The 6000-nt window shown below is 70.2% G+C and carries 4 protein-coding genes; 2 read left to right on the top strand and 2 right to left on the bottom strand.

Going from position 1 to position 6000, the window contains the following annotated elements; all coding sequences use genetic code 11:
• Nucleotides 1-641, top strand: a 641-nt coding sequence (locus FF096_RS24320; RefSeq protein ID WP_196222630.1) for an endo-1,4-beta-xylanase, incomplete at its 5' end; no start/stop codon positions are given.
• Nucleotides 642-962: 321 nt separating this feature from the next.
• Here FF096_RS24320 and FF096_RS24315 read toward each other — a convergent pair.
• Nucleotides 963-2573 (bottom strand): RICIN domain-containing protein, encoded by a 1611-nt coding sequence (locus FF096_RS24315; protein ID WP_155221890.1) that lies wholly within the window; start codon nt 2571-2573, stop codon nt 963-965.
• Between the two features lie 187 nt (nt 2574-2760).
• Nucleotides 2761-4098 (bottom strand): PHB depolymerase family esterase, encoded by a 1338-nt coding sequence (locus tag FF096_RS24310; RefSeq protein WP_155221889.1) that lies wholly within the window; start codon nt 4096-4098, stop codon nt 2761-2763.
• Between the two features lie 273 nt (nt 4099-4371).
• Between FF096_RS24310 and FF096_RS24305 the strand changes: the two genes are divergently transcribed.
• Nucleotides 4372-6000, top strand: a complete 1629-nt coding sequence (locus FF096_RS24305) for a glycosyltransferase 87 family protein (RefSeq protein ID WP_155221888.1) — start codon at nt 4372-4374, stop codon at nt 5998-6000.

Below are 6000 nucleotides of genomic sequence, written 5' to 3'. Positions count from 1 at the left end.
TGTCCAGCTTCGCCGCCCTCGGCGTCGACGTGCAGATCACCGAGTTGGACATCGAGGGTTCCGGCACCCAGCAGGCGGAGACGTACCGTCGGGTGGTCCAGGACTGCCTCGCCGTCCCGCGCTGCAACGGCATCACCGTGTGGGGCATCCGGGACAGCGACTCGTGGCGCTCGTACGGCACCCCGCTGCTGTTCGACAACAACGGCAACAAGAAGCAGGCGTACCACGCGACGCTGGAGGCCCTGAACGACGGCAACCCGCCGCCCACCACGCCTCCGCCGACGACGCCGCCGCCGAGCACGCCGCCGCCCACCACGCCGCCGCCGACCAGCCCGCCGCCGGGCGGTTCCGGTTGCACGGCGTCGGTGGCGTCGCTGGACCAGTGGAACGGGGGCTTCGTCGCCCAGATCCGGGTCACCGCCGGTTCCAGCAGTCTGAACGGCTGGGCGGTCACCATCGGGCTTCCGGGCGGTAGCTCGTTGACCAACACATGGAACGCCAACCCGAGCGGTACCAGCGGCAACGTGACGTTCCGCAACGTCAACTACAACGGCAACGTCGGCGCTGGCGGCAGTACCGAGTTCGGCTTCCAGGGCACCGGCACCGGACCATCCGGTAGCTTCACCTGCTCCGGTAGCTGATCCATCCAGCACAACGGGCCCGGTGCGGGGGACATCCCCGCGCCGGGCCCTGGCGTGTCGGAGGCCGACGGTGCATTGGTGCAGGGCGCCGGCCCTCCAGCCCGGTCGACCGGCAGTGCCGTCGGCCGGTACGGGTGCTGCGCTCGATGTCGACGTCCAGCCCCGGCTCCTCGGACGGATGCAGTACCCGCGACGGGCAGGGGACCATTCCGGACCCGCAGACCAACCCGGTCGCGGCGCCGACCTCCGATGGGTGGGCGCTCTCCGGCGATCCCGCCGAAGCGGTACCGGTGAGACCGTGTCGGTCGCCTCAGGGGACGGTCAGCAGCGGTTGATGCTGGAGTTGTTCAGACCGATGTTGCTGATGGTCAGGTTGGTCGTGCAGGGGTTCTCCAGGATCCTGCTGTTGACCAGGGTGAAGTTCCGTAGGGTGATGTCCCGGTTGCCGGGGAACTCCGTCCGCGCGGCCAACCGGACCTCACCGCCACCGCTGATCGTGCCGCCACCGGCCGCGATGTCGACGCCGTAACAGTTCTCCAGCAGGATCGCGTTGTTTCCGGTGTTGGCGATGTCGACCCGGTTGACGGCCACCCCGCCGGACTCCGAGACACAGAAGATGCCACGGCCGCCGCCGCGCGCCCGTACGGTGTCGACCCGGATGTTGATCGGGTAGCTGGAGCCGATCCGCCCGGCCCGGTTGGCGGTGCGGAACGCCGCGTAGCCGGTGCCGGCGCCCGCGTTCTCCGCGTCGACGGTGGTCACGGTGGCGTTGATGGTCTCGTTGAGCAGCAGGCCCGACTGACCGACGTTGCGGGCGGTCACGGTCCCGATGGTCAACCCGTCCACCCCGTAGGTCTCCACCGCGTGGGAGCTGGCGCCGGAGACGTAGACGTTGTCGATGCGCACGTTACGGGTCCACTGGCTGGTGTCGCCCCGGTTGTCGATGCGTACGCCCAGTCCGCTGGAGAGCCGCATGTCGATCCGGCCGAGGATCACGTTGGTGACGTTGCGCATGAAGATGCCGTAGAGCGGGCTGCCGGTGACGGTGAGGTTCTGCACCTCCACCTGGGTGGTGCCCCGCGAGTAGATCGGCGCCTGGTCACCGGAGCCGGAGCCGGTCACGTTGATCGTGCCGCAGACGTCGATCGTGGTGTAGCTGGGCAGCGAGATGCGGGAGCCGGCGCTGATCGAGCCGGATCCGCGTACCACGACCCGCTGCTTGCTGGTCCGCCCGGGGCTGAGGCTGTTCACCGCCGCCTGCACGGCGGCCCGCATGTCGTTGCCGGTGTAGACCGTGCTGCCGCCGTTGCGGGCGGTCCAGGTGCCGCCGTTGAGCACCGCCTCGGCCTGGAAGGAACCGCTGCCGCAGCCGTTGCCGTTGTCGCCGCCGCCCAGCGCGACCAGCTGCCACTGCTGGTTGGCGCCGTCGAGGTCCTGGTACTGGGAGATCATGCCGCCGTCGGCGGTGGACCAGGCCCAGACGTCGAGGGCCTTGTTGGAGTGCCGGTTGAGGAACCGGACGTACCCACCGGCGGAGTCGGCGAGCCGGAAGTGCTGGCGGTTGTTGCCGCTGGCCGCCGTGTTCTGGACGAGCTGGACACCGTCGGTGGCGTTGGGCAGTTCGAGGACCTTGCCGCTGTGTACGGAGCGGATCTGGTAGTAGCCGTTGCCGACGTCGACGAACCGCCACTGCTGTACCGCGGCGTCGGTGCGGGAGTACTGGTTGATCGGGGCGTTGTCGGCGGTGGACCAGTTCCACACGTCCATCGCCTTGCCACTGTGCCGGTTGACGAACACGTACGTGGTGTTGGGGTTCACCGTGGCGGCCTGGGCGCTCGGCGCGGCGACGACCAGGCCGGCGCCGAGCAGCGCCATGGTGGTGGCGGCGACCAGCCAGCGCCGAGGGGTTCGTCTTCCTGTCCTGGACAGCATGCGGGTTCCTCCGGGTACGGGTGCGGTGGTGGAGCGCGTGCCGGAGTGGTGAACGACGCAGAGCAAGCGCTTTCCTGATATTGACAGGAATATATCTTGCTATCTCCGTCAAGCCAATGGTCGACAGCGACCCCGACGACCGGTGTCCGCACGGCAGCCACCGTACGGACACCGGGTCGGGCGACGGTCAGGTGACCGTGCAGGGAGCGCCGTTGAGGGTGAACGAGGACGGGCTGGCGGTGTTGCCGCTGTGGTTGGCCTGGAAACCGATGGTGACCGAGCCGTTGGCGGCGATCGTGGAGTTGTAGGAGACGTTGCGGGCGGTCACCGCGCCTGAGGTCGGCGAGTAGGTCGCGTTCCAGCCGTTGGTGATGGTCTGCCCGGTCGGCAGGGTGAACGCCAGGTTCCAGCCGTTGATCGCCGTGCCACCGGTGTTGGTGATGGTGACCGAGGCGGTCAACCCGGTGTTCCAGGCGTTGACCTCGTACGCGACCCGGCACCCCGCCGCCGGCGGTGGCGTGGTCGGCGAGGGTGTGGGGCTGGGGGTGGGGCTGGGCGTGTGCGTGGGCGGGGGCGTCGTGGTGGTTGGCGTCGGGGTGGGTGACGTGCTGTCCAGCCCCATGAACCGGATCGCCTGCGCGGCGTCGACGGGCAGGTTGTGCGAGACGCCCTGCATGCTGATCGCCTCGACCGGCGCGTCACCGCCCGAACCCCCGTAGCGCGTCCGGGTGTAGCCGGGCTGAGGGCTGTCGGTGAAGGTCGGGGTCTGGCTCAAGCCGTGCAGGTTGGTCCACTGCTTGACCTGCTCGCCGAAGTTTGGGTAGCGCAGGATCTCGTCGTTGGTGCCGTGCCAGATCTGCATCCGTGGCCGTGGCCCGGTGTAACCGGGATAGGCGTTACGGACCAGGTCTCCCCACTGCTGGGGGGTACGGATGATCTGCCCGTTGGCGCACTCGCTGTTCCACTCCGAGCCGCCGGTGGTGGCGAAGCAACCGAAGGGCACCCCGGCGAACGCCGCGCCCGCGCGGAACACGTCGGGGTAGAGCCCGAGCAGGACGTTGGTCATCATCGCCCCGGACGAGGTGCCGGTCGCGGCGATTCGCGTCGGATCCACGGAGTACCGGGCTCGGACGTACTCCACCATCGACATGATGCCCACCGGGTCACTGCCGCCACCGCGACGCAGCGCCTGCGACGAGTAGACGTCGAAGCACTGGCTGCTGCGGGTCACCGACGGGTAGATCACGATGTAGCCGTACTGGTCGGCCAGCCTGGCGTACTGGGTTCCCGAGTACATCGCGGGCCCGCTGCCGGTGCAGTAGTGGACGACGACCAGCAGGCCGGGCTGCGGCGCGACCCGGTCCGGTACGTACAGGTACATCCGTAGGTTGCTCGGGTTGGCGCCGAAGTTGGTCACCTCGGTCAACGACGCCGCCGAGGCCGCTGTCGGTAGGGACAGGGCGGCCAGCGCCGTCAGCACGGTGGCTGCCAGGGCGGCGCACCACAGTCGGATCGCTCTCTTCATGTAACGGGTCCTCCGGACGGAAGGAGACAGAATGGTGTTCCGATCGAGGGCTGCCCGGATGCCCTACCTCGTCCGGCTCTCAGAACGCATCGACAATTCTCTTCGTGGTGACGGAGGCGTGACAAGGTGTGGTGGGCTGGCCGCGCCCAGCGGTGGCGGTGCCGCGCCGAGCGGTGGGGCAGTGGCGGCCGAGCGCGCCCGGCGGCGGCCCGAGCCGGTGCTCCACACGCCGAGTTGCCCACGCCCGCGCCCCGCTGCTCCTATCCTCTGTCCATGCGGGATCGTCGGGTGGCGCTGTTGTGGCTGGGCTTCGCGGTGGCGGCGGCGGTCTCCGTCGTGCTCGTGCTGCGCCGTCCGGATCGCCTCTCCGACCTGCACATCTACCACGGAGCGCTGACCGACCTCCGGGCCGGCCGTCCGCTGTACGGATATGTGGCGCCGAACGGGGGGCCGTTCACCTATCCACCGTTCGCGGCGCTCGTCCTCTGGCCGATCACGACCGTCCCGCTCGGTGTGGTCGAGGCGATCTGGCTGGCGGCCACCTGTGCCGCCGTGGTCGCCATAGCCGTACCTGTCGGTCGCGCGCTCGCCGCGGGCCGCGTCGGCGCGTCGGCTGGGGCGGGCGTGACGACGTCGGCGTCACTGAACGTGGCGGCGGTGGCGGCGGTGCTGATGGTCACCGCACCGGTGCAGAGCAACCTGCGGTTCGGTCAGGTGAGCATCTTCATCGTGCTGCTGGCCCTGCTCGACGCGATGGCGTCGCCGTCGCGGACGCGTGGCCTGCTCGTCGGTGTGGCGGCGGCGGTCAAGCTGACTCCGCTGCTGTTCGTGCTCTACTTCCTGGTCTGCGGCCGGTACCGGGACGCGGCCCGCGCGGTGGCCGCCTTCGTCGTCTGCGGGGTGCTGGCCCTGGCCGTGCTGCCCGGCGAGAGCCTGACCTACTGGGCCGGCACGGTCACCCAGACCTCCCGGATCGGCAACCTGGCGTCACTGGGCAACCAGTCGGTGCACGGGATGCTGCTCCGCCTCGGCATGGACCCGGCGGCCCTCCCGGTGGTCTGGGCCGCCCTGGTGGTCGCCATCTGCGCGGTGGCGCTGCTCCGGGCGCGGGCGCTGGCCCGGCTGGGCCGCCCGGGACACGCCGCGGTGCTGGTCGGCTGCGCCACCGTGGCCGCGTCCCCGGTGTCCTGGACCCACCACCAGGTGTGGACCGTCCTGGCCGCGATGCTGCTGGTGGGCACGCTCGGCGTTGCCCGGCGGGTGGCCGGTGCACTGCTGCTGGCCAGCATGGTGCTGTCGCTGGGCGCGGTGCTGGCTCCGGTGTCGATGCGACCCGGCGTGCAGTTCCTCTTCGAGAACGCCCGGGTCATCGGCACGGCCGTGCTCTGTGTGACGGGGTTCGGCGCGGTCGCGCTCACCGCCACCCGTGCCCACCGCGCCCGGGTCGGCGGGCGAGGATGGCTGCGGGTGGGCGTCGCCTCCCTCGGCGCGTTGGCGTTCTTCGCCGTGCAGCCGTTGCCGGCCGGAGCCGACCCGACCTTCAAGGCGTACCGGCTGTCGGACGTGGTCAACTCGCGGTACTTCTTCGTGTGCCGGGGGCCGGTGGAGTGCGCCCGCTACGGCACCGACGCCCCGGTCACCTTCGGTGTCCGCAGGGAGGAGACCAAGGTACGGGTCAACGGCGTGGTCTCCGCGCAGGTGGCGCGGCTGGAGTACCACTCCGCTCCCGGGGGCCCACCGCGCGACATTCCGCTGTTGGCCGCCTATCCGGGCGTACGGACGTTCTCGTTCCGGTCGGCCACCATGGCCCACGGGCGGCTGGTCGCCTACTCCGTCGACGGACGGGCCCTGGCCACGTACGACGACGAGTTGACCGCGGCGTTGCGGACCGGATCGCGGTAG

The organism is Micromonospora sp. CP22, assembly GCF_009712475.1.
In the GTDB taxonomy this organism is placed as follows: Bacteria; Actinomycetota; Actinomycetes; order Mycobacteriales; family Micromonosporaceae; genus Micromonospora.
This window is presented reverse-complemented; position numbering and strand designations above follow the sequence as displayed.

Coding starts and splice junctions, on each gene's coding strand:
- FF096_RS24315 (WP_155221890.1), bottom strand. CDS start 2,573: ATGCTGTCCAGGACAGGAAGACGAACCCCTCGGCGCTGGCTGGTCGCC.
- FF096_RS24310 (WP_155221889.1), bottom strand. CDS start 4,098: ATGAAGAGAGCGATCCGACTGTGGTGCGCCGCCCTGGCAGCCACCGTG.
- FF096_RS24305 (WP_155221888.1), top strand. CDS start 4,372: ATGCGGGATCGTCGGGTGGCGCTGTTGTGGCTGGGCTTCGCGGTGGCG.